Below are 21109 nucleotides of genomic sequence, written 5' to 3' on the forward strand. Positions count from 1 at the left end.
GCATCAGTCCGCGAGTCCCGCGCGCCTCGCGAGCACCGCGGCCTCCATGCGCGAGGTGACCCCGAGCTTCGCGAGCACCCGGGAGACGTGGGTCTTCGCGGTCGACCCGCTGATGTGCATCCGCTGGCCGATGCCCACGTTCGAGAGCCCCTCGCCGAGGGCGGTGAGCACCTCCCGCTCCCGTGCCGTGAGCTGCTCGATGCCGGGCACCGCCGGCGTTGCCGTGGGCGCTTCCTCTCGTGTCTCGGCGAAGCGGTCGAGGAGGCGGCGCGTCACCTCAGGCGAGAGCGCGCCGTCCCCCCTCGCCACTGCCTGCACCGCCGCCTGCAGGGCGGGCCCGGTCGTTGACTTGAGCAGGAACCCGGCCGCACCCGCGCGAACCGCGCCGAAGACGTACTCGTCGAGGTCGAACGTCGTCAGCACGAGCACCTGCGAGAGCGACTCGGCGATGATCGCCCGTGTGGCCGCGATGCCGTCCGTACCGGGCATGCGAACGTCCATGAGCACGACGTCCGGTCGAAGCGCCCGCGCGTTGCCGATCGCCGCCGCACCGTCAGCGGCCTCACCCACGACCTCGATGTCGTGTGCCTCCAGCAGGAGCCGCAGCCCCGCCCTGATCGCGGCGTGATCGTCGGCGATGAGCACGCGCACTCGTGGCCGGGCAGCACCGACCGCCCCGGTTGCCTTGCCTCTCAGGTGGGCCTGGTCCGCCTCGCCTGCTTGATCGGCTCCGTTCACGATGCCCTCTCGGTTCGGCGACCGGCTCCGCGCTCCGCGCCTCCCCCGGTCCGCGGCACTCGCGCGCTGACGCGCCACCCTCCACCGTCCGCGATGGGCCCCGCCTCGAGGCGCCCGCCGAGACGCTCGGCTCGCTCGCGGATCAGCCCGAGCCCGTTCCCGGTGCCCGGGGCGCCGTCGACGGGCGTGCCGCCCACGGACGTGACGAGCACGGAGATCGACTCGGTGTCCTCCTCGAAGCGCACCTCGACGTCGGCCCCGGGAGAATGGCGCTCGCTGTTCGCGAGAGCCTCCGCCACGACCCGCGCGAGCGCTTGCTCGGAGGCGGCGGATGCGCTCGGCACCTCGCCGACGACCGTCACGTCGACCGCGCGCGTGTCCGCGACGATCTGGGCCACCTGAGCGAGCCGCGGTGGTGCGGCCAGCTCCTGGCTGTCGCTCTCACCGTGACGCAGGATGAGGATCATCGACCGCATCTCGTCGAGTCCCTCGAGGGCGGAGGCGCGGATGGCTTGGAGGGCGCCGGCCTCCCGGGGAGCGACCGCTGGCCCCGCGAGCGCCGCCTCGGAGGTGATCGCGATCGCCGAGAGGTTCGCAGCGACGACGTCGTGGAGGTCGCGGGCCATGCGCTCTCGTTCAGCGCGCACCGCTTCTTCGCGTTCCAGCACGAGCAGGCGCTCGGCGTCGTCGGCGCGCGCCTCCTGCACACGAGCCAGCTCCGCGCTCTGGCGCACCGAGCCCGCCCACCACAGCGGGGTGCAGAAGATGGCGAGGGCCTGCAGGCAGAAGAAGACCGCTTCCCGGAGTGTCGCCCCGAGCAGCAGGGGCGCGACGAACGCTGTCAGCACGGCCGCGACGACGACCCACTCCACGACCCGGAGCGCACGCCTCGAAGCGAACCTCCCCACGACATACAGCGCGTCGAGGACCAGCACGATCACGCCGAGCGCGCCGCCGACGACGAGCGTCAGCGCGGCCAGTGCGACGCAGACGGTGAGCACGGCCACCGGGAACCTTCGCTTCTGCGTGAGCGCTGCCGCGCCGATCGCGATCGCCACGAGCGTCGGACCGAGCTGCTCAGCGGAGTCGAAGAGCGCCAGCACGACGGCGATGGTCACGACGACGACGGTCGACGTCGTGTCCTCGTCGAGGTCCCGGATGCGCGTCTTCGCTGCCGCGAGCGTCCCACCGGGTTCCGTCATGCGACCATCCCAGCACACAGACGCAAGCAAGGTGTCCGCCGAAGGATGTAGCCCGGCGGCCGTGTCGACGCCCTTTGGCGGACGCGGGCCCGCGCTCACGCGCCTGAGGCTTGCCCCATGACCACAGAACTGCTGCTCTCGCTCCTCGGACTCGCGCTCGTCGACAGCCTGAGTGCGGGCACGCTGCTCATCCCGATCTTCTTCCTGCTCGCGCCCGGCCGCATCCGCCTCGGGCGCATGCTCACCTACCTGGGCACGATCGCCGGCTTCTACTTCCTCGTCGGTCTCGCCCTCACGGCTGGCGCGTCCGTGCTGCTGGACAGTGCCGCCGCGGTGCTCGAGACGCCCGCGGCCTACGCCGTGCAGCTGGTCCTCGGGGCGGTCCTGCTCGCCGTCGCCATCCTCATGCCGACGAAGAAGAAGGACCCGCAGCTCTCGACCGCTGAGGTCGCCCCGGCCGGAAGCGGCGTTCCCCCCGCACGCCGGAACCCGCAGTCCGAACCGGCACCGGCCGCTCCCGGTCGCCTCGGTCGCTGGCGCGAGCGGGCGCTCGGCGGTGGCTCCCCGGCGACCGTCATCGTGCTCGCCCTGGCCGCGGGTCTCGTCGAGCTCGCGACGATGATCCCCTATCTCGCGGCCGTGGGCCTACTCACGAACTCGGGGCTCGGCGTCGCCGGATCAGCTCCGCTGCTCGCCGCGTACTGCGTCGTCATGATCGTCCCGGCGCTGCTGCTCCTGCTCGGACGGGTCGCGGCACGCCGCACCGTCGAACCCCGCCTCCGTCGTCTCTCGGACTGGCTGAGCCGGAACGCCGCCGAGAACACGGCCTGGATCATCGGCATCGTCGGCTTCCTGCTGCTCCGCGACGCGCTCTCGCATTCCGCGGGCTTCGAGTTCTGGCCCTTCAACTCCTGATCGGCGTCGAGCGCCACGCGAGGCCCGCGCAGCTCTGGGACAGCGGAGGCAGCCGCCCGGTCAGCGCACGCTGAGCTCGATGAGCTGCGCCTCCACCGACTCGCGCAGCGGCGCCCCGTCGAAGCGGCCGGCGCGGTTGCCGTCGGCGTCGAGCAGCAGCACCGTGGGAGTGACGACGATGTCGTACGGCAGCACGAGCTCCGGGCGGATACTCGTGTCCACCTCGGCGAGCACGACCCCCGCCGAGGTGGCGGCGACGTCCTGCAGCATCCACCTCGTGACGGCGCATTCGGGACTGTCCGGGGCGGTGAAGAGCACGATGGTCGCGCGGCGACCCGGCAGCACGCCCTCTGGCAGCAGTTCGAGGTCGATCTCCGACTGCTCGGGCTCCGGCTCCCCCTCGCCGTCGAAACGGCTCACACCGCGCCTCGCGACCCAGCCGACCACGGCCACGATGAGCACGAGTGCCAAGATCACGAGCAACACCACTGATGCGTCCACGCGGACAGCCTCGCATATCCGGGGGTCGAACGGTGAGGTCTGTGGCGCCGGGATCAGGCGCTCAGCTGCTGGAGCTGCGCCTGCAGCTCGGCTCGCCTCGGCGGCCCGCCGATGCGAGCGACCCGCGTGCCCGCGTCGTCGAGCACCAGAACCGTGGGCGTCTGCCTCACGTCGTAGCTGCGCGCGAGGTCCTGACGATCGGTGAGGTCGACTTCGGCGACGACCACGCCGGGCGTCTGGGCCGCGAGGTCCTCGAGCATCCGCTTGGTCGCGGGGCATCTGGCGCAGAACGCGGTGGAGAAGAGGATGAGCGTTGCGCGCTTCCCCTGCGGCGGCCCGTCGGCGAGCAGGTCCAGGTCCGGGGCACCGTCGAGCTGCTGAGCTGCGCGCTTCAGGCGCCCGCTCGTGCGCTGCATCGCCACTCCGACCACGGTGGCGATCACGACGAGCGCACCGACGAGCAGCGCAGCGGTGGTGGCGTCCATGCTGGTGCGGCTCAGCCCTGCGCAGCCCGGCGGCGGATGATCCCGCCGCGCAAGAGCAGCACGTACAGCTGGCAGCCGAGGCAGTAGCCGAAGACGGCGTTCAGGAACGCCGCGATGAACGCGGCCCCCGCGGCGACCGGCACGGCGAGCGGCACCCCGAGGAGGTGCAGGACGACGCCGACCAGCGTGACCGCGAAGCCGACCCCCTGCGCGAACGTCGGCGGGGCCGCGTCCTCCGCCTCGACCGGAGGGGCGAGACGCGGCCGGATGAAGCGGGCGAAGAAGCGGCCGTACGGGTGGCGCTGGATGCCCGCAAACGCACCCCACGCGAACAGCGCCGACAGCGCGACCAGGAGGAGGAACCCTGGCTGCACGACCCGGTCGGGGAACGAGGCCCCGGCCGGTGCCACGAGGCCGAGATACACCGTCACGAGAAGGAGCAGCGCCGAGATGGCCGCGCCGAAGCGCGGCCCCCGGGGGTCGATTCGAGTCTGTGCCGACATGATGCTCCGTCGTGGGGTGGCTTCTGGAGGATGCTCCTGGAACGCCCCGGAAGGGTGCGCTCCTCTCGACGGCGGATGCCGTGCCGAAAGGCTAGGCGTGTGCGGCGAGCGGGGGAACGACTGTGACGCTCCGCGACGCCCGAAGTCCTCGATGCAGCCAGGTTCCTCGGCAGCGGAGTTGAGATGATGCCAGCATGAAGACCTTCACACTCCCGCAGACCGACGTGCGTGCATCCAGCATCGTGCTCGGCCAGATGCGCATCATGGACCTCGACGACGAGCAGCTGCGCACCCTGGTCGGCACGGCCCTCGACGCCGGCGTCAACGTCATCGACCACGCCGACATCTACGGCGGGGAACGCCACGCCTGCGAGCGCCGCTTCGGCGAGGCCATCCGCTTCTCCCCCGCCGAGCGCGAGAACGTGCTCATCCAGTCGAAGGTCGGCATCCGCGAGGGCTACTTCGACTTCTCGGCCGAGCACATCATGCGCACCGTCGACGAGTCGCTGGAGGCCCTCGGCACGGAGTACCTCGACGTGCTCCTCCTCCACCGCCCCGACACGCTCGTCGAGCCAGACGAGGTCGCCACGGCCTTCAGCGAGCTCCACAACCGCGGCAAGGTCCGCCACTTCGGTGTCTCCAACCACACGCCGGGCCAGGTCGACCTGCTGAAGTCGGTCGTCGCGCAGCCGCTCATCATCAACCAGGTGCAGCTGAGCGTCACGCACGCCCCGATCATCGCGTCGGGCATCGCCGCCAACATGGTGGGCCTCGACCAGTCCATCGACCGAGACAACGGCATGCTCGACTACGCGCGCCTGAACGGCATCACCCTGCAGGCCTGGTCGCCATTCCAGAAGGCGTTCTTCGACGGCGTCTTCATCGGCGACCGCGAGAACTTCGCCGATCTCAACGACGTCCTTGACGCGCTCGCCGAGAAGTATGGGGTCACGCCGACGGGCATCGCGACGGCCTGGATCACCCGCCACCCCGCGAACATCCAGGTGGTGCTCGGCACGACGACCCCGTCGCGCGTCGCAGAGTCGGCGGCTGGCTCGGACGTGCATCTCACGCGCGAGGAGTACTACCGCATCTTCACGGCGGCCGGCCACACGCTGCCGTAGCCAGCGCTGCCGGCGCGAGGCCGCCGCTGGCCACCTGGCGCCGCTGACGCCTCGCAGAGTTGTGGCCCGTTGCTGTTCCCGAGTTCGGGAACAGCAACGGGCCACAACTCTGAGATGCGGGAGCGAGGTGCGCGCGGGACCGGAGCGCGGACCGCGAGCGTAGACCGGAGCGCGGACCGCGAGCGTAGACCGGAGCGCGGACCGCGAGCGTAGGCCGGAGCGCAGGCCGTCAGTCGACGGCGAGGGCCGCGACCGGGGAGACGCGTGTCGCACGGCGGGCGGGCAGCAGCGACGCCGCGACGGTGATGAGCAACGTCACGAGCAACACGGCGGCGACCGTCACCCACGGGATGCTCGGCAGCATGATGCGCCCCACCATTGATCCGAAGGTGGCCTGCGCGCCCACCCACCCGTAGAAGACGCCGAGCAGCAGGCCGAACAGCGCTGACGACGCGATCATGGCGACGGCCTCGGTCACGATCATCCGCCGCACCTGCCCCGCCGTGAACCCGAGGGCCCGCAGCAGGCCGAGCTCGCGCCTGCGCTGCATGACGCTCAACGACAGCGTGTTGACCATGCCGACCGCGGCGAGCAGCACCGAGAAGCCCAGGAGCACGCTCATGATGGCCGTCGTGACGTCGATGACCTGCTCGAACGCGGCGTACATCTCGGGCTCCATCTGCCCGAATTCGAGGGTGATGGTGCGGAACGTCTCCGTGGCGACGGCGAACATCGTGACGAGCGTGATGCCGATGACGAGGCCGATCACCGCCCGGCTGCTGCGTGCCGGGTTGCGCACGGCGTTGGCAGCCGCGAGCCGCGTCACGGGGCCGCGCCCGAGGGCCCTCCCGGCGAGGCTCATGAGGGGCGGGAGGATGACGGGCGATCCGATGACGACACCGACGAACGACAGCATGCCGCCGACGACGCTCATGAGCACACCGGTCGGGCTGGAGAGGCCCAGGTAGACACCGCCGACGAGCATGGCGACGCCCAGTGCGATGAGGATGACGGCCGTGATGCTGCGCCCGCGCCCCGCCCGCAGCTCCTGCATGGTCGGCTCGGCCGTGGACGAGGTCGCCGCGATCGGGGACACCGAGAGGACCCGGCGCGAACCGACCCAGGACGCGATGATCGTCGCGGCGGTCACCGCGATGACGGGGGCGAGCACCGCGGGATGCACGATAGGGAACGTGAACGGCTCGAGTGCCCCGTTCATGATCGCGAGCTGCGCACCGAGGGCGGTCAGCCCGACGCCGAGGACTGCTCCCGCGAGCGCGCCGGATGCTCCCTGCACGAGTCCCTCGCGGACGGTGCGGGCTCGGAGCGACTTCCCTGAGGCTCCGATGAGGCGCAGCAGCGCGATCTCCTTCGTGCGCCCGGCGATGACGGTCGCGACCGAATTGGAGGTGACGACGGCGCCCACGAAGAGGGCGATCGTGAAGAACAGGGCCGCGACGGTGCCGAGCACCGTGGCGAGCTGGCCGATCTCGCTGAGGCCCATCGCGTCGAAGTAGGCGGCGAGGTCGGCGACGATCATGATGAGCACCGTGCCGAAGGCGGCCGAGAGGGCAGACACCAGCACAACTGCCGCGCCGCCGCTGTTCTGCTGCGACTCCGGGGCGCGGCGCGGCTTGCCGGCGCTCCTGGTCCCCGCACTGCTCGTGGCGGTCGCGGTTCCGGCGGCGCTCATGCTGCAGTCTCCATGGAGAGCATGAGGTTGGAGATCTCGGCGGCACTCGTGCGGGTCCGGTCGGCGACGACCTTGCCGTCGGCGAGGAACACGACGCGGTCGGCGTGGCTCGCGGCGATCGGGTCGTGGGTCACCATCGCGATCGACTGGCCGTACTGACTGCTCGCGGTCGAGAGCAGCGAGAGCACCTCGCGGCCCGTCTTGGAGTCGAGGTTTCCCGTCGGCTCGTCGGCGAAGATCAGCTTGGGCCGTGTCGCGAGGGCTCGCGCGATGGCGACGCGCTGCTGCTGCCCGCCCGAGAGCTCGTAGGGCCGGTGGGCGAGGCGCTGGGAGAGGCCGAGGGTCTGGATGAGGTGCGTGATCCACTGCTCCTCGTCGCGGGAGACGGACCGGCCGTCGAGGTCGAACGGCAGCATGATGTTGCCGCGCACATCCAGCGTGGGCACGAGGTTGAAGGCCTGGAAGATGAAGCCCACCGCTCGGCGCCGGAGCACGGTCAGCTCGGCGTCGTTCATGCCCGTGATCTCGGTGTCGCCGAGGAACACGCGGCCGGAGGTGGCACCGTCGAGCCCCGCCATGACATGCATGAGCGTCGACTTGCCGGAGCCGCTCGGGCCCATGATCGCCGTGAACTCGCCGCTTCGGATGCCCAGGCTGACGCCATCGAGGGCCGCGACGCTGCCGTGGGTGCCGTAGATCTTTCGAACGTCGACGACGCTCGCGACAAGGGAGGGTGTGGTGTTCATGTCCACGACGCTACGGATGCGCCCCGCTCGGCCGCGTCCGCCCCTGGTCGCCCGCGCATGGTCCTCTGGGATGACACTGCCGCGCCTCGCGTCCAGCCTCCGGCCGAGGTTCGAGCAATAGCCTTGGCGCATGGCCTCCCCTACGCTCGTCTGGTTCCGTGACGACCTGCGCCTCCACGACCACCCGGCGCTGCACGTCGCGCTCGAACGCGGCGGGCCCGTCATCGCGCTGTTCGTGCTGGATGAGGAGTCCCCCGGCGTGCGTGCGCTCGGAGGGGCAGCGAAGTGGTGGTTGCACCACAGCCTCGATGCCCTGCGCGCGAGCCTGGACGAGATCGGCGGCTCGCTGGTGCTGCGGCGCGGGCGCGCGGAGGAGATCGTGCCGAGCGTCGCCGAAGAGGCTGGCGCGGGGCTCGTCGTCTGGAACCGCCGCTACGGCGGGGCCGAGCGCGACATCGACGCACGCATCAAGCAGGGCCTCATCGATGGCGGTGCCGAGGCCCACAGCCTCCCCGGCTCGCTCCTCACGGAGCCGTGGCAGATCCAGACCGGGCAGGGTGAGGCGTACCGCGTGTACACGCCCTTCGCCAACGCCTGCCAGAGCCGCTTCGACCATGAGCCCCCGCGGTTGCCCCTGCCGGCACCGGACGCGCTCCCCCGCGGCTCGAAGGCGACCTCGCTCGACTCCGACGCGCTCGACTCCTGGCAGCTGCTGCCGACGAGGCCAGACTGGGCCGAGGGACTTCGGGAGGAGTGGACGCCCGGAGAGCGGGGCGCTCACGACCGGCTCGAGGAGTTCCTCGACGGGGTCGTCACCGACTACAAAGCGGACCGCGACCGACCGGACCTCGTGGGCACGAGCCGGCTCAGCCCGCACCTCCGCTGGGGTGAGATCTCCTCCGCGCAGGCCTGGCACGCCCTCGATGGGCGCACCGGAGAAGGCGCCGCGACCTTCCGTCGCGAGCTCCTCTGGCGCGAGTTCGCCTGGCACACGCTCTACAGCTTCCCCGAACTCCACACGCGCCCCTGGCGCGCGTCCTACGAAGACTTCCCGTGGCCGGAACTCGACCGCGACGCGCTCGAGGCGTGGCAGCGGGGCACCACCGGGATCCCCATCGTGGATGCGGGCATGCGGGAGCTGTGGCGCACCGGCAGCATGCACAACCGCATCCGCATGGTCACCGCCTCTTTCCTCACCAAGCACCTGCTGACCGACTGGCGGCGCGGCGAGGAGTGGTTCTGGGACACGCTCGTCGACGCCGACCAGGCTTCGAACCCGTTCAACTGGCAGTGGGTCGCGGGTTCCGGAGTGGATGCCGCCCCGTACTTCCGTGTCTTCAACCCGGAGCGCCAGGCCGAGCGATTCGACCCGCACGGGGCATACGTGCAGCGCTGGGTGCCTGAGGCGGGAACCGACGAGTATCCGGCACCGATCGTCGGCCTGAAGGAAGGTCGCGAGGCTGCGCTCGCGGCTTGGCGGGAGGTTCGGTGACCTTCATGCCGCCGCAAGGCCCGTGACTGTCCGAACTGTCGGTGGCCGGTGCTACATTGCCCGCACGTTCGAGTCGCAGGGGACTCGAGCGCCGCAGGACTCATGCACGAAAAGGGGAACACCATGGTTGAGTACCGCATCGAACTCGTCGGCCTCCCGGTCGCCGACGTCGACCGCTCGCGAGCCTTCTACGGCGAGACGCTGGGCTGGCCGGTCGACAACGACCAGGTGGTGAGCGACGAGATCCGCTTCGTGCAGGTCACCCCACCCGGCTCCGCCTGCTCCATCGCCTTCGGCAACGGCATCAGCGACATGCAGGCTGGTTCGCTGCGCGCCCTCCAATGCGTGGTCACCTCCATCGAGGAAGCGCACGCCGATCTCACGCGCCGCGGCGTCGAGGTCAGCCCCATCGACGACCAGCCCTGGGGGCGCTTCGTGTACTTCGCGGACCCGGACGGCAACACCTGGTCGATCCAGGAGCTGCCCGACTACTCGAAGATGGCCGAATGGCAGGAGGGGCAGGGCGCTGACGCTCCCAGCTGACCGGCCTCCACGCAACCCAGCAGTCCCACCACAACCGAAAGAAGGACGCAGAACATGACTGAGAAGAAGAACGGCTACGAGGAGTTCAAGGTCTCCGGCGAGAACCTGCTCGGCAAGGTCAAGGAGCTCATCCACGAGGGCAACGTGCGTCGCGTGTTCATCAAGAACGACGACGGCACCACCCTCCTCGAGATCCCGCTGACCGCGGGCCTCGCGGTCACCGTCGTGGCGGCCGCGCTCGCCCCCGTCCTGGTCGCCGTCGGCGCCATCGCGGCGCTCGTGACGCAGGTGACGGTGGGCGTCGACCGACGTGAACCCGGATCCGCGTCTGACGCGGACGAGAGCCCCGTGGGCGCCGATGGTGTCCCCAAGACCGACTCCGTCGCGCCCGCACCGACGGCGCAGGCAACCGACCCCGACCTGGGCCCGACGACGTCCTAGCCCACTGGGCCCTCGGGAACAGACCACGACCGCGGGCTCTGCGACGACCCGGAATGCCGACGGCATCCGGGTCGTTGCACCCCGCAGTCCACTTCGACACGACGGAAGGCGACCACATGAAGGTGTTCCTCACCGGGGCGACCGGTTATATCGGCTCTGCAGTGCTTCGGGCGCTCCTCGCGAATGGTCACACCGTGACCGCCGCGGTGCGCACCGAGGAGAAGGCGGCAGCCGTGCGGGAGGCGGGCGCGCGGGCCGTCGTCGTCGACCTCACCGACCGCGTCGCCCTGGCGCCGCTGCTCCGCCAGGCGGAGGGCGTCATCCACACGGCGTCGGCGCCAGACGTCGACCCGGTCTTCGTGCCCATCGTGCTCAACGAGCTCGTGCACTCCCCCACCCAGTTCGTGCACACGAGCGGCATCTGGCTGTTCGGGAACAACCCGGCCATCACTGAGGAGTCCGAGCCTGAGCCGCCCGAGATCGTGTCGTGGCGCGTGCCTCTCGACCGACAGGTCATCAACAGCAACGTCAACACGGCCATCGTCGCGCCCGCGGTCGTCTACGGGGGGCAAGGTGGTGTCACGCAGCTCCTCGCCGGGAACGGGTCGGCTCCGACAGCTCTGGTCGGCGACGGCGGCCAGCGGTGGACGCTGGTGCACGTCGACGATCTGGCTGAGCTCTACGTGCGCGTCCTCGAGAAGGGCGCCGCCGTCGGCTACGTCATCGGTGCGAGCGGGGAGAACCCCACAGTCCGGGAGATCGCCGAGTCGGCTGGCCCTGGCACCCAGGTGCTGGAGGAGGCTCCGGATGCGAGCCGCGAGCGCCTGGGCGCACCCTTCGCCGATGCGCTCCTGCAGGACCAGGCCGCGACTGGCGCGTACGCGAAGGCGGCCTACGACTGGGTGCCATCGCACGGCGACTGGCTGAAGACGGAGCGTGCCTGACCTCGCCAGGAACGGCCGGACACGCGCCCGCACCCGCACCCGCAGGTCGACTCCGTAGGCTTGCCCCGTGTTCCCCCTGAAGCCAGTGGATGTCCCCGACGTCGACCGGCGCAGTCTTCCCGTCTTCGAGGCGGGCTCCATCGACGTGCCGTACGTCATCGACGGCATGGACGAGGCCATCAGTCGGAACACGTTCTGGGAAGAGCATTCGCATCCGACGCACGAGCTCATCTGGAACACGCGGGGCGCTTCCTCACTGACGGTCGGCTCCCGCACCTGGACGATCACGCCGACTGTGGGCCTCTGGATCCCGGCTGGCGTCCGCCACACGGCTTGGACGCCAGCCGGCACCTGGTACCGGACCGCCATGTTCAGCGTGCAGAGCGCCGCCCCCATCGCAGACGGCCCGGTCGCCGTCGACGTGACCGACCTGCTGCGCCTCCTCCTCGACCGACTGGCCGAGCCGAGCCTCCAGGGCAGTTCGCGGGCGACGACCGAGGCGATGGTGCTCGACGTGCTCGCCCCATCCCCGCACGAGCTGCTCCTGCGCATCCCCGACTCCGAGCTCTTGGCTCCCATCGTCGAGGCGGTCCGCGCGGATGTGCGGGATGCCGGCACGCTCGAAGCGTGGTCGGCGCGGCTCGGGGTGAGCTCGCGCACCATTACCCGTCAGTTCCGAGCCGAGACGGGTCTCGGCTTCAGTCGCTGGGTGGCCGCGTTCCGAATCCAACGCGCGATCGTGCTGCTCGCGGACGGCGACAGCATCGACGAGGTGGCGATGACGGTGGGGTTCCGCTCGGCGAGTTCCTTCGGGACGGCGTTCAGACGGGTGACCGGGACGAGCCCCGGTCAGTTCCGCGTGCGGTGACGTCGCGCGCCGAAACGCGCACGGTAGTCACCCGCACCTTCATGCGGCAGCCTCACCGGATCGTGTCTGTTTCGCGAAGATTCGTGTCGTTTTGGCTCGATTGCAAAGCAGACCCGCGTCGCCTAGCTTTGGTAAGGCACGCCTAACCGGACCCGCTCTCGGGTCGAGGCTGCCACCGACTTCGACGACCCGTCCGCCGTCGCTGCCGTACTGCGGCGGCGATCGTTGTGCGGGAAGCTCCTCAGGTCCACCCCCGAAAGGACACCATGCCCCGCGCCCCCAAGCTCGTCGCGCTCGCTGCGACCGCGTTGCTCACCGCAGGCCTCGCCGCCTGCTCGACCTCCCCTGCCGCCGACACCGGCGCGGAGCCCGGTTCGGCGAGCGGCGACTTCACGCCGATCACCATCGAGCACGCGCTCGGCACGACCGAGATCACCGAGAAGCCGGAGCGTATCGCGACCGTCAACTGGGCGAACCAGGAAGTCCCCCTCGCGCTCGGCGTCGTCCCCGTCGGCATGGCCCGCGCGGACTTCGGCGACGACAACGGCGACGGCATCCTCCCCTGGGTGAGCGAGAAGCTCGACGAGCTCGGCGGCGAGACGCCCGTGCTCTTCGACGAGACCGACGGCGTCGACTTCGAGGCCGTCGCCGACACGAACCCCGACGTCATCCTCGCCGCCTACTCGGGCCTCACGCAGGAGGACTACGACACGCTCTCCGAGATCGCGCCGGTCGTCGCCTACCCGGAGACGGCCTGGGCGACCTCGTGGCGCGACATGATCCGCCTCAACAGCCAGGGCATGGGCCTCCAGGCCGAGGGTGACGCGCTCATCACCGAGCTCGAGGGCGAGATCGAGGCCACGGCCGCGAAGTACCCGTCCATCCAGGGCAAGAAGACGATGTTCCTCACGCACGTGGACGAGACCGACCTCAGCCAGGTCAGCTTCTACACGACGCACGACACGCGCAGCGCCTTCTTCGAGGACCTCGGCATGACCTTCCCGCAGAGCCTCGTCGATGCCTCCGCGAGCACCGACCAGTTCTCGCAGACCATCAGTGCCGAGCAGACCGACACGCTCGCCGACGTCGAGATCATCGTCACCTACGGCGGCGAGGAGCTCGTCCAGACCCTCCAGGGCGACCCGGTCCTCTCGCAGATCCCCGCCGTCGCGAACGGCTCGATCGTCAACCTGCCGGGCACCGAGCCCCTCGGTACGGCCGCGAACCCCACGCCGCTCTCCATCTCCTGGATCCTCGACGACTACGTCGCACTCCTCTCGCAGGCAGCCGACAAGGTCCAGTGACCCTCACCGCTCCTCCCGCAGCCGCCGGGGGTGTCGCCACCGTGCGACGCCCCCGGCGGCTGCGGGCGCTGTGGTTCGTCCTCGCGCTGGCCTCGTTGGGGGCGCTTGTCGTCGTCTCCGTCATGATCGGCTCGCGCGACGTCAGCTGGGCGGATGCGGTGGCCGCGCTCGGCGGTTCGACCGACGGCTTCGACGAGGCCGCGGTCGCGAAACGCATCCCGCGTACCTTCCTCGCCGTCGCGGTGGGCGCCGCACTCGGTGTGTCCGGCGCTGTCATGCAGGGCGTGACGCGCAACCCGCTCGCCGACCCGGGCATCCTCGGCGTCAACATGGGAGCATCCCTCGCCGTCGTCACCGGCATCGCCTACTTCGGTCTGACCTCCGCGTCCAGCTTCATCTGGGTCGCCATCACGGGCGCCGCCATCGCGGCCGTCTTCGTCTACGTGGTCGGCTCGCTCGGCAGAGGCGGCGCGACACCGCTCAAGCTCGCACTCGCGGGCGCGGCGACCTCCGCGGCGCTCGCCTCGTTCGTGACGGCCATCATCCTGCCCCGCGGCGACATCAGCCAGAGCGCCAGGTCGTGGCAGATCGGCGGCGTCGGCGGCGGAACCTGGGACAGCATCTCGCAGGTGCTCCCCTTCCTCGTCGTCGGGTTCCTCATCAGCCTCCTCTCCGCGAAGGGGCTCAACTCGCTCGCGCTCGGCGACGACCTCGCGGCGGGCCTCGGCGAGAAGGTCGCGCTCACTCGAGGTGCCGCGGCCCTCGGCGCCGTCATCCTCTGCGGTGCCGCCACCGCCGTCACGGGACCCATCGCGTTCGTCGGCCTCGTCGTGCCGCACGCCTGCCGCCTCATGTTCGGCGTCGACCACCGCTGGGTGCTGCCGTTCTCCGCCGTCGTCGGCGCGTCGCTGCTGACGGGGGCCGACGTGCTCGGCCGCATCCTCACGCGCCCCTCCGAGATCGACGTCGGCATTATCACCGCCATCATCGGAGCCCCCATCTTCATCTGGATCGTCCGCCGCTCGAAGGTGCGTGCCCTGTGACCGCAACGCGTGCATCCGGGCAGCGCTCTCCCGCCTCGTCCCCGAAGTCCCTGGCACCGTCCTCGCCGAATTCGGCGATCAAGGCGACAGCCCGCGCCGTCGCCGCCAGCCGCGGCCGACGCGCGGCGCGCCGCCGCCTGCTCATGCTCGTGCTGGTCACGCTCATCGCAGCCGTCTTCGTGTTCTCGCTCATGTACGGGCAGACGTTCTACGGCATCGACCAGGTCGTCGCCGTCATCCTGGGCCAGGACGTGCAGGGCGCGACCTTCACGATCGGGCGCCTCCGGCTCCCCCGCGCCGTGCTCGCGATCCTCGCCGGCCTCTCGTTCGGGCTCGCCGGCGTCACCTTCCAGACCATGCTGCGCAACCCGCTCGCGAGCCCCGACATCATCGGCATCTCCTCCGGCGCGAGCGCTGCGGCCGCGTTCGGCATCATCACCCTGTCGCTCGGCGCGAGCGAGGTGTCGTTCTTCGCGATCTTCGTCGGGCTCGGCGTCGCGATCCTCATCTACGTGCTGTCCTTCAAGGGCGGCGTCACCGGCACGAGGCTCATCCTCATCGGCATCGGCATCGCGGCCATGCTCGACAGCATCACCAACTACGTGCTCTCGCAGGCCGCGCAGTGGGATCTGCAGGAGGCGCTGCGCTGGCTCAACGGCAGCCTGAACGGCGCATCCTGGAACGCCATCACACCGGTGGCCATAGCGATCGTCGTGCTCGTGCCCATCCTCCTCGCGCAGAGCCGCAGCCTCGCCGCGACGCAGCTCGGCGACGATACGGCGGCCGCCCTCGGGGTGCGCGTCAACCGCACGAGGCTCGTCGTCATCGTCACCGCGGTCGGCGTGCTGTCGTTCGCGACGGCCGCTGCCGGCCCCATCGCGTTCGTCGCCTTCCTGGCCGGCCCCATCGCCGCGCGCCTCTTCGGCGGGGGCGGGTCGCTCCTCATCCCCGCCGGGCTCGTCGGCGCGCTGCTGGTGCTCGTCGCCGACCTCGTCGGCCAGTTCCTCCTCGGCACCCGCTACCCCGTCGGCGTCGTGACCGGCGTGCTCGGCGCACCGTTCCTCATTTACCTGATCATCCGCACGAACCGCGCGGGAGGTTCACTATGACCGCAGACCACACCCTCCTCGTCGAAAAGCTCACCCTCGGCTACGGCGACCGAGTCGTCATCGATGAGCTCGACCTCCTCGTGCCGCCAGGCAAGGTCACGGCCATCGTCGGCGCGAACGCGTGCGGCAAGTCGACGCTGCTGCGCTCCATGTCGCGGCTCCTCTCGCCGCGAGACGGGCACGTGCTCCTCGACGGCAAGGAAGTGCACAAGACGCCGGCGAAGCAGCTGGCACGGATACTCGGGCTCCTGCCGCAGTCGCCGATCGCCCCGGAGGGCATCACGGTCGCCGACCTCGTGGGCCGCGGCCGCCACCCGCACCAGAACCTCCTCTCCAGGTGGAGCCACGACGACGACCTCGCCGTCGCCGCTGCCCTCGAGGCGACCGAGACGACGGCACTCGCCGACCGGCACGTCGACGAGCTCTCCGGCGGGCAGCGCCAGCGTGTGTGGATCGCGATGGCGCTCGCCCAGCAGACCGACCTCCTGCTGCTCGACGAGCCGACGACCTTCCTCGACGTCAGCCACCAGGTCGAGGTGCTCGACCTGCTCACCGATCTGAACCGCTCGCGGGGCACCACCATCGTCATGGTGCTGCACGACCTCAACCTGGCCGCACGCTACGCCGACCACCTCATCGCGCTCGCCGACGGCGGACTCCACGCGGCCGGTCGGCCCGGTGACGTCCTCACGGTCGACACCGTTCGCGCCGTGTTCGGCCTCGAGAGCCTCGTCGTCGAGGACCCCGTCTCCGGCCGGCCCCTCATGGTGCCGATCGGACGACACCACGCGCCGGGCGCATCCGTCACGCACTCCGAAGGTTCATCCGCGACAATTGGTGCTCGCACAACCGTGTAATGCACGCGCGCCGGCACCGGGCCCGCCTGCCGGACGAAGGACAGGAGGCGGCGCATGAGCGATGCAGGCGTCGAAGTCCTCGCCTCCGTCTCGCTGCCCGCTGAGGGCGCGAGCAGCTCGGAGTCGCGGGCGCCGCTCGCGGAACGTGCCGAGGAGGCCGTGCCCGCCGGCTTCCCATCTCCCGCGCAGGGCTACTACTCGGGCCCCGTCGACCTCAACCGGCACCTCATCAACGATCCCGCTGCGACCTTCATCGTGCGCGTCAGCGGTGACAGCATGATCGGGGCCGGCATCTTCGACGGCGACGAGATCATCGTCGACCGATCGCTCGAACCGCACGACGGCAACGTCGTCATCGCCGTCGTCGATGGCGAGCTCACCGTCAAGCGCCTTCGATTCGACCACGGCCGCGTACGGCTGGTGCCCGAGAACCCCGCCTACGCCGACATCGTGCTCGAAGAGCTCAGCGAGCTCACCGTGTGGGGCGTCGTCACGAGGTGCCTGCACCGTGTCTGAGGCGAGCCAGACTCGCGACGCGCCACAGTCATCGATCGCGATCGTCGACGCCAACAACTTCTACGCATCCTGCGAGCGCATCTTCGACCCGAGCCTCGAGGGCACGCCCATCGTCGTGCTCTCCAACAACGACGGATGCGTGATCGCGCGCTCAGAGGAAGCGAAGGCCGCGGGAATCCCGATGGGCGCCCCCTGGCAGGCCATCGCGCCGGAGGCCGCGATGAAGGGCGTCGTCGCCCGCTCGAGCAACTACGAGCTCTACGGCGACATCAACGCGCGCACAATCGAGCTCCTCGGCCGGTACACGCCGTCGCAGGAGGTCTACTCGATCGACGAGAGCTTCATCCGCCTTCCGGGCAGCCGCGCGGAGGCGCTCGCCGTCGCGCGCGAGATCAGGGTCGCCATGCGCAAGCTCATCGGCATCCCCGTCAGCATCGGCATCGCGCCGAGCAAGACGCTCGCCAAGCTCGCGAACCGCGGCTCCAAGTCCGAGCCGTCGCTCGGCGGGGTCTGCCACCTCGACGCCTACGGTCGGGAGCAGCTGAGCGGCATCCTCGGCACGATCGACGTCGGCGATGTGTGGGGCGTCGGCCGCAAGATGGCCGCGAAGTACGTGGGACTCGGCATCCGCACCGCCCTCGACCTCCGCGAATCGTCGCCGACCGCGATCCGGCGACGCTACGGGGTCGTGCAGGAGCGTGTCGTGCAGGAGCTCCGCGGCATCGACTGCCTCCCCATGGATGAGGTGCCGTCGGAACGCGAGCAGATCCAGTTCTCGAGATCGTTCGCCGTGCCCATCTCGACGGTGCAGGAACTCGAGGAGGTGCTCTCCGTGTACACGCAGCGCGCCTCAGCCCGCCTGCGGTCCCAGGGCTCGCTGGCCCGGGCGATGAGCTGCTACGCGGCCACCTCCCCCTTCCGCGAGGGGCACGAGTCGCATGCCGTGTCCGTCGCCTTCCCCGAGCCGACGGACGACCCGGTGGTGCTGTTCCGGGCGGCCGCCACGGCCCTGGGCCCGCAGCTGCGCAGCGACCTGAAGTACGTGCGCGTGGGCGTCTCGCTGTTCGAGTTCGTCGCTCGCGACTCGTACGCCGCGCTCGACATCTTCGGCGAGCGCAGCGAGGACCGGCGCGTGGGAGAAGCCCTCGACGCCGTCGCCGCGAAGTTCGGGCAGGAGTCGCTTGGCCTCGGCGTCGCCGGTCTTCGAGGTGGACGCAGCTGGACGATGCGTCGCGAGATGATCTCGCCGCGCGCCACGACGCACTGGGATGAGCTGGCCGTCGTCAAGGCGGAGTGAGTGCGGGGACCCCGGAGTTACAGCAAGTTCACTTGCTTGAACTGCTCGCCTTCGTGGCATACAAACGAACACAGCTCGCTGAAGTCGCGTCCAGATCAGGTGATAGCCAGCGCGTGAGCCCGTAGAGAGCAACTCACGGGTGAGGAAGTTATCCACGAACCCGCAGAATGTCGGTGGTGCTCCGTAGGGTTGGGGGCATGCAGCAGCACCGCGATGGCCACGTTCCGGACCGGGGGTTCGATCCCTCGGATCCGGGGTCGGTCGCGGCGCGGCGGTCGGAGGTTCTGGCTCTGGAGGAGGCGGCTGCGGCGATGCTGGCGGCTGGCACCGCGCTGCAGTTGCGGGCGCACGCGGCGGCGTACGAGTTCGGGCACGCACTCGATGTCGCTGAGGGATGCGCGGAGTCGGCGATGCACGTGAGGTCGATCGCGAACGAGGTGGGGCTGCTCGTGAAGCTCGCCGCTGGCACCGCGCAGGGGCACCTCGCGTTCGCGTCGGTGACGTTACGCGAGTTCCCGGCACTGGCCCTCGCGCTCGAGGAGAACCTAGCGACTCCCGCGCAGGTGACCACGCTCGCGAGTGTCGGGTTGAAGGTGAACCATGCGGACCCCGCCGAGCAGTCCGCGCGGCGCGCGGAATTCCTGCAGGTCATGCTGGAGCGGGTGCGGGTGGAGCCGTTGCCGCCGAGAGCGTTGCAGAAGGCGGCCGAGCGGGTCGCGGAGGAGCTCACCGGGGAGTCCATCGACGAGCGCTACGAGCGAGCGAAGAAGCGCCGCCGCGCGACGGTCGAGGATCTCGGCGACGGCATGAGCGTGCTCTGCGTGCTGATGAGCTCGTTCGTCGCGAACGCGGTCCTGGACCGGGCACGGAAGCAGGGGAAGGCGATCATCAAGGCCCGCCCCAAGCCCGGCTCGCAGGCGGCAACCGGAGCGGGCGCAGCAGCCGACGCGAACGCGAACCCGTCGAACGCGGCGAGCGGTGGAGACAGCACGGCGCTCGCGCCCGATGAGCGCACCCTCGATCAGGTCATGTCGGACGTCATCGCGGACATGCTCCTCACGAGCGACCCCATGGCGGCGAGCCTCGCGAAGGGCATCCAAGCCATCGCGCACATCAGCATCCCCGCGACGACGATGCTGGCCGGCCCCAACACCGGCGGCCCAGGCAGCACGGGCCTTGCCCCGGCGCTGCTCGATGGCATGTCCCCCATGCCGCTCGAGGAGGCGAAACGCCTCGCCGCCACCGCCCCAGCCTTCATCCGCGTGCTCACGCACCCCGTGACGGGCCCAGTGCAGGCCGTCGACTCGTACAAGCCGACCACGGCGATGCGGGCGTTCCTCCAAGCCCGCGACATCCACTGCCGCTTCATCGGCTGCCGACAACCCGCAGCCAGATGCGAACTCGACCACACCAAGGACCACCAATACGGCGGCGAGACCGCCGTCTGGAACCTCAGCGACTTCTGCCTCGCACCACATCGTGAAACACCACACCGCCTGGGAAGTCCGACAACTCGGCGGCGGCGTCCTCGAATGGACCACACCCAGCGGGAAGATCTACATCGACCGACCCGAACCCTACGACGTGATCTTCAGACCAAGCGGCGAGCTCCCACGGATGGCTTCGGGGAGCCCAACGCCCGGAGCAGCATCAGCGACGGCGACTACGACGACGGATGACCACCCGCCAGGAGATGACCCGCCTCCGCGCCAACACGCTCCAAAACCACCGCCTTTCTAGGCTCGCCGGTTGCGAGAGAGCATGGCGAGATGGTTCCTGCCCGGTACGGGCAGCCGAGTGGGGGTATCTGCGAAGGGGGCCCGGAACAGCTGCGAACGCAGCCGGGAATAGCCGCGGAGCGGGCCCGGTTGCAGTGCGTGTGACGACAGCAGCGCAGAACGCACCCCAGACCTCTCCGCAAGCCAGCCCAGAGCAGGCACCGATCCGCATCGACATCTGGTCGGACATCGCGTGCCCTTGGTGCTACATCGGGAAGCGGAAGCTGGAGAGCGGCATCGAGCAGTTCTCCGCGTCGGGCGACGCCCCGGCCGTGGAGGTCGAGTACCACAGCTACGAGCTCTCCCCCGATACGCCCATCGACTTCCACGGGTCGACGACCGAGTACCTCGCCGAGCGCAAGGGACTCCCCCTCGTGCAGGTGGAGCAGATGCTCGACCGTGTGACCGGCATCGCGAAAGACGTCGGCCTCGACTACGACTTCGACTCCGTGCAGCACGTGAACACTGTGCGCGCCCACGAGCTCATCCATTTCGCCAAGGCGAACGGCCGCCAGCTCGAGGCAAAGGAGCAACTCCTCAAGGCGTACTTCGTCGAAGGGCAGGACCTCAGCGATATCGCCGTGCTCGCCGACCTGGCCGACGAGCTCGGACTCGACCGGGCCGCGGCCGTCCACGCTCTGGAGGAGCGTGTGCACCACGACGACGTGCTCGCCGACCAGCAGCAGGCGCAGGCCTACGGCATCCAGGGCGTGCCGTTCTTCGTCATCGACGGCAAGTACGGCGTCTCCGGCGCGCAGGAAGCAGCAACCTTCGCGGAGGTCCTCGCCAAGGTCACGAGCGACCGCGACGAGGCGAACGCATGAACGCCGAGACCGGCATGAGCGACACCAGCACGAGCGACACCAGCACGACTACGACCACGACGCTCGAGGAGCTGCCAGGAGCAGGCGCAGCGGCCCCGGCCGACGGGGTCGCGCCGGCCGCCGGTGGCTTCACGATGCTCGGCGTCGCGGGCACAGCCTGCGAGGGCGACTCCTGCCTCATCTGAA

Annotated in this window: 23 protein-coding genes; 16 read left to right on the plus strand and 7 right to left on the minus strand. The window is 70.1% G+C overall.

Going from position 1 to position 21109, the window contains the following annotated elements:
* Positions 1-3 precede the first annotated feature (3 nt).
* Together ACQFZP_RS05915 and ACQFZP_RS05920 are read right to left on the minus strand one after the other, a co-directional pair.
* A complete protein-coding gene (locus ACQFZP_RS05915; RefSeq protein WP_211890777.1) occupies positions 4-645 on the minus strand; it encodes a response regulator transcription factor in 642 nt (213 codons plus the stop codon).
* An 89-nt stretch (positions 646-734) separates the two neighbouring features.
* A complete protein-coding gene (locus ACQFZP_RS05920; protein ID WP_211890602.1) occupies positions 735-1940 on the minus strand; it encodes a sensor histidine kinase in 1206 nt (401 codons plus the stop codon).
* Positions 1941-2057: 117 nt separating this feature from the next.
* Here ACQFZP_RS05920 and ACQFZP_RS05925 point away from each other — a divergent pair, with 117 nt between their 5' ends.
* Positions 2058-2855, plus strand: coding sequence for a GAP family protein (locus tag ACQFZP_RS05925; RefSeq protein ID WP_211890603.1), 798 nt, complete (start codon positions 2058-2060; stop codon positions 2853-2855).
* Positions 2856-2915: 60 nt separating this feature from the next.
* Here the strand turns inward: ACQFZP_RS05925 and ACQFZP_RS05930 are convergent, their stop codons facing one another.
* The 3 genes from ACQFZP_RS05930 to ACQFZP_RS05940 are packed head-to-tail and all read right to left on the minus strand — an operon-like array spanning position 2916 to position 4344.
* Positions 2916-3356 carry a thioredoxin family protein gene (locus tag ACQFZP_RS05930; RefSeq protein ID WP_211890604.1) on the minus strand — a complete coding sequence of 147 codons (441 nt, stop codon included), beginning with the start codon at positions 3354-3356 and terminating at the stop codon, positions 2916-2918.
* Between the two features lie 53 nt (positions 3357-3409).
* A complete protein-coding gene (locus ACQFZP_RS05935) occupies positions 3410-3841 on the minus strand; it encodes a thioredoxin family protein (protein WP_211890605.1) in 432 nt (143 codons plus the stop codon).
* A gap of 11 nt (positions 3842-3852) precedes the next feature.
* Positions 3853-4344: a DUF4395 domain-containing protein gene (locus tag ACQFZP_RS05940; protein ID WP_211890606.1), complete on the minus strand. Its 492-nt coding sequence runs from the start codon at positions 4342-4344 to the stop codon at positions 3853-3855.
* Between the two features lie 194 nt (positions 4345-4538).
* Between ACQFZP_RS05940 and ACQFZP_RS05945 the strand changes: the two genes are divergently transcribed.
* Positions 4539-5468 carry an aldo/keto reductase gene (locus tag ACQFZP_RS05945; protein WP_211890607.1) on the plus strand — a complete coding sequence of 310 codons (930 nt, stop codon included), beginning with the start codon at positions 4539-4541 and terminating at the stop codon, positions 5466-5468.
* A 229-nt stretch (positions 5469-5697) separates the two neighbouring features.
* Here the strand turns inward: ACQFZP_RS05945 and ACQFZP_RS05950 are convergent, their stop codons facing one another.
* A complete protein-coding gene (locus tag ACQFZP_RS05950) occupies positions 5698-7161 on the minus strand; it encodes an ABC transporter permease (RefSeq protein WP_249312044.1) in 1464 nt (487 codons plus the stop codon).
* Entirely contained in the window at positions 7158-7907 is a 750-nt protein-coding gene (locus tag ACQFZP_RS05955) for an ABC transporter ATP-binding protein (RefSeq protein ID WP_211890608.1), read from the minus strand. The genes ACQFZP_RS05950 and ACQFZP_RS05955 overlap by 4 nt, the downstream gene beginning before the upstream one ends.
* A gap of 130 nt (positions 7908-8037) precedes the next feature.
* Here ACQFZP_RS05955 and ACQFZP_RS05960 point away from each other — a divergent pair, with 130 nt between their 5' ends.
* From ACQFZP_RS05960 to ACQFZP_RS06025, 14 genes are all read left to right on the plus strand, one after another.
* Positions 8038-9399, plus strand: a complete 1362-nt coding sequence (locus tag ACQFZP_RS05960) for a cryptochrome/photolyase family protein (RefSeq protein WP_211890609.1) — start codon at positions 8038-8040, stop codon at positions 9397-9399.
* Between the two features lie 123 nt (positions 9400-9522).
* Positions 9523-9942: a VOC family protein gene (locus ACQFZP_RS05965; RefSeq protein ID WP_211890610.1), complete on the plus strand. Its 420-nt coding sequence runs from the start codon at positions 9523-9525 to the stop codon at positions 9940-9942.
* 54 nt (positions 9943-9996) lie between these two features.
* Positions 9997-10383: a DUF4342 domain-containing protein gene (locus tag ACQFZP_RS05970; protein WP_104311719.1), complete on the plus strand. Its 387-nt coding sequence runs from the start codon at positions 9997-9999 to the stop codon at positions 10381-10383.
* A gap of 116 nt (positions 10384-10499) precedes the next feature.
* Positions 10500-11327 (plus strand): NAD-dependent epimerase/dehydratase family protein, encoded by an 828-nt coding sequence (locus ACQFZP_RS05975; protein WP_211890611.1) that lies wholly within the window; start codon positions 10500-10502, stop codon positions 11325-11327.
* A 67-nt stretch (positions 11328-11394) separates the two neighbouring features.
* Complete coding sequence (locus tag ACQFZP_RS05980) at positions 11395-12195, plus strand: helix-turn-helix domain-containing protein (RefSeq protein ID WP_307852758.1); 801 nt, start codon at positions 11395-11397, stop codon at positions 12193-12195.
* Between the two features lie 266 nt (positions 12196-12461).
* Complete coding sequence (locus ACQFZP_RS05985) at positions 12462-13499, plus strand: iron-siderophore ABC transporter substrate-binding protein (RefSeq protein WP_211890612.1); 1038 nt, start codon at positions 12462-12464, stop codon at positions 13497-13499.
* Positions 13496-14542 carry a FecCD family ABC transporter permease gene (locus tag ACQFZP_RS05990; protein WP_104311717.1) on the plus strand — a complete coding sequence of 349 codons (1047 nt, stop codon included), beginning with the start codon at positions 13496-13498 and terminating at the stop codon, positions 14540-14542. The genes ACQFZP_RS05985 and ACQFZP_RS05990 overlap by 4 nt, the downstream gene beginning before the upstream one ends.
* A 50-nt stretch (positions 14543-14592) precedes the next feature.
* Positions 14593-15651, plus strand: a complete 1059-nt coding sequence (locus ACQFZP_RS05995; RefSeq protein WP_249312223.1) for a FecCD family ABC transporter permease — start codon at positions 14593-14595, stop codon at positions 15649-15651.
* On the plus strand, positions 15648-16508 hold the full coding sequence (locus ACQFZP_RS06000; protein ID WP_211890613.1) for an ABC transporter ATP-binding protein: 861 nt from the start codon (positions 15648-15650) through the stop codon (positions 16506-16508). The genes ACQFZP_RS05995 and ACQFZP_RS06000 overlap by 4 nt, the downstream gene beginning before the upstream one ends.
* 54 nt (positions 16509-16562) lie before the next feature.
* On the plus strand, positions 16563-17024 hold the full coding sequence (locus ACQFZP_RS06005) for a LexA family protein (protein WP_104311715.1): 462 nt from the start codon (positions 16563-16565) through the stop codon (positions 17022-17024).
* Complete coding sequence (locus tag ACQFZP_RS06010; protein WP_179556908.1) at positions 17017-18321, plus strand: Y-family DNA polymerase; 1305 nt, start codon at positions 17017-17019, stop codon at positions 18319-18321. Before ACQFZP_RS06005 ends, ACQFZP_RS06010 begins: the two co-directional genes overlap by 8 nt.
* A 197-nt stretch (positions 18322-18518) precedes the next feature.
* Positions 18519-20000, plus strand: coding sequence for an HNH endonuclease signature motif containing protein (locus tag ACQFZP_RS06015; protein ID WP_211890614.1), 1482 nt, complete (start codon positions 18519-18521; stop codon positions 19998-20000).
* A gap of 200 nt (positions 20001-20200) precedes the next feature.
* On the plus strand, positions 20201-20923 hold the full coding sequence (locus ACQFZP_RS06020) for a DsbA family oxidoreductase (protein ID WP_307852759.1): 723 nt from the start codon (positions 20201-20203) through the stop codon (positions 20921-20923).
* Positions 20920-21108: a hypothetical protein gene (locus tag ACQFZP_RS06025; RefSeq protein WP_104311710.1), complete on the plus strand. Its 189-nt coding sequence runs from the start codon at positions 20920-20922 to the stop codon at positions 21106-21108. Before ACQFZP_RS06020 ends, ACQFZP_RS06025 begins: the two co-directional genes overlap by 4 nt.
* The last annotated feature ends 1 nt before the right edge of the window (position 21109 follow it).

It is taken from the genome of Pseudoclavibacter sp. Marseille-Q434 (assembly GCF_050315415.1).
Classification (GTDB): Bacteria; Actinomycetota; Actinomycetes; order Actinomycetales; family Microbacteriaceae; genus Pseudoclavibacter.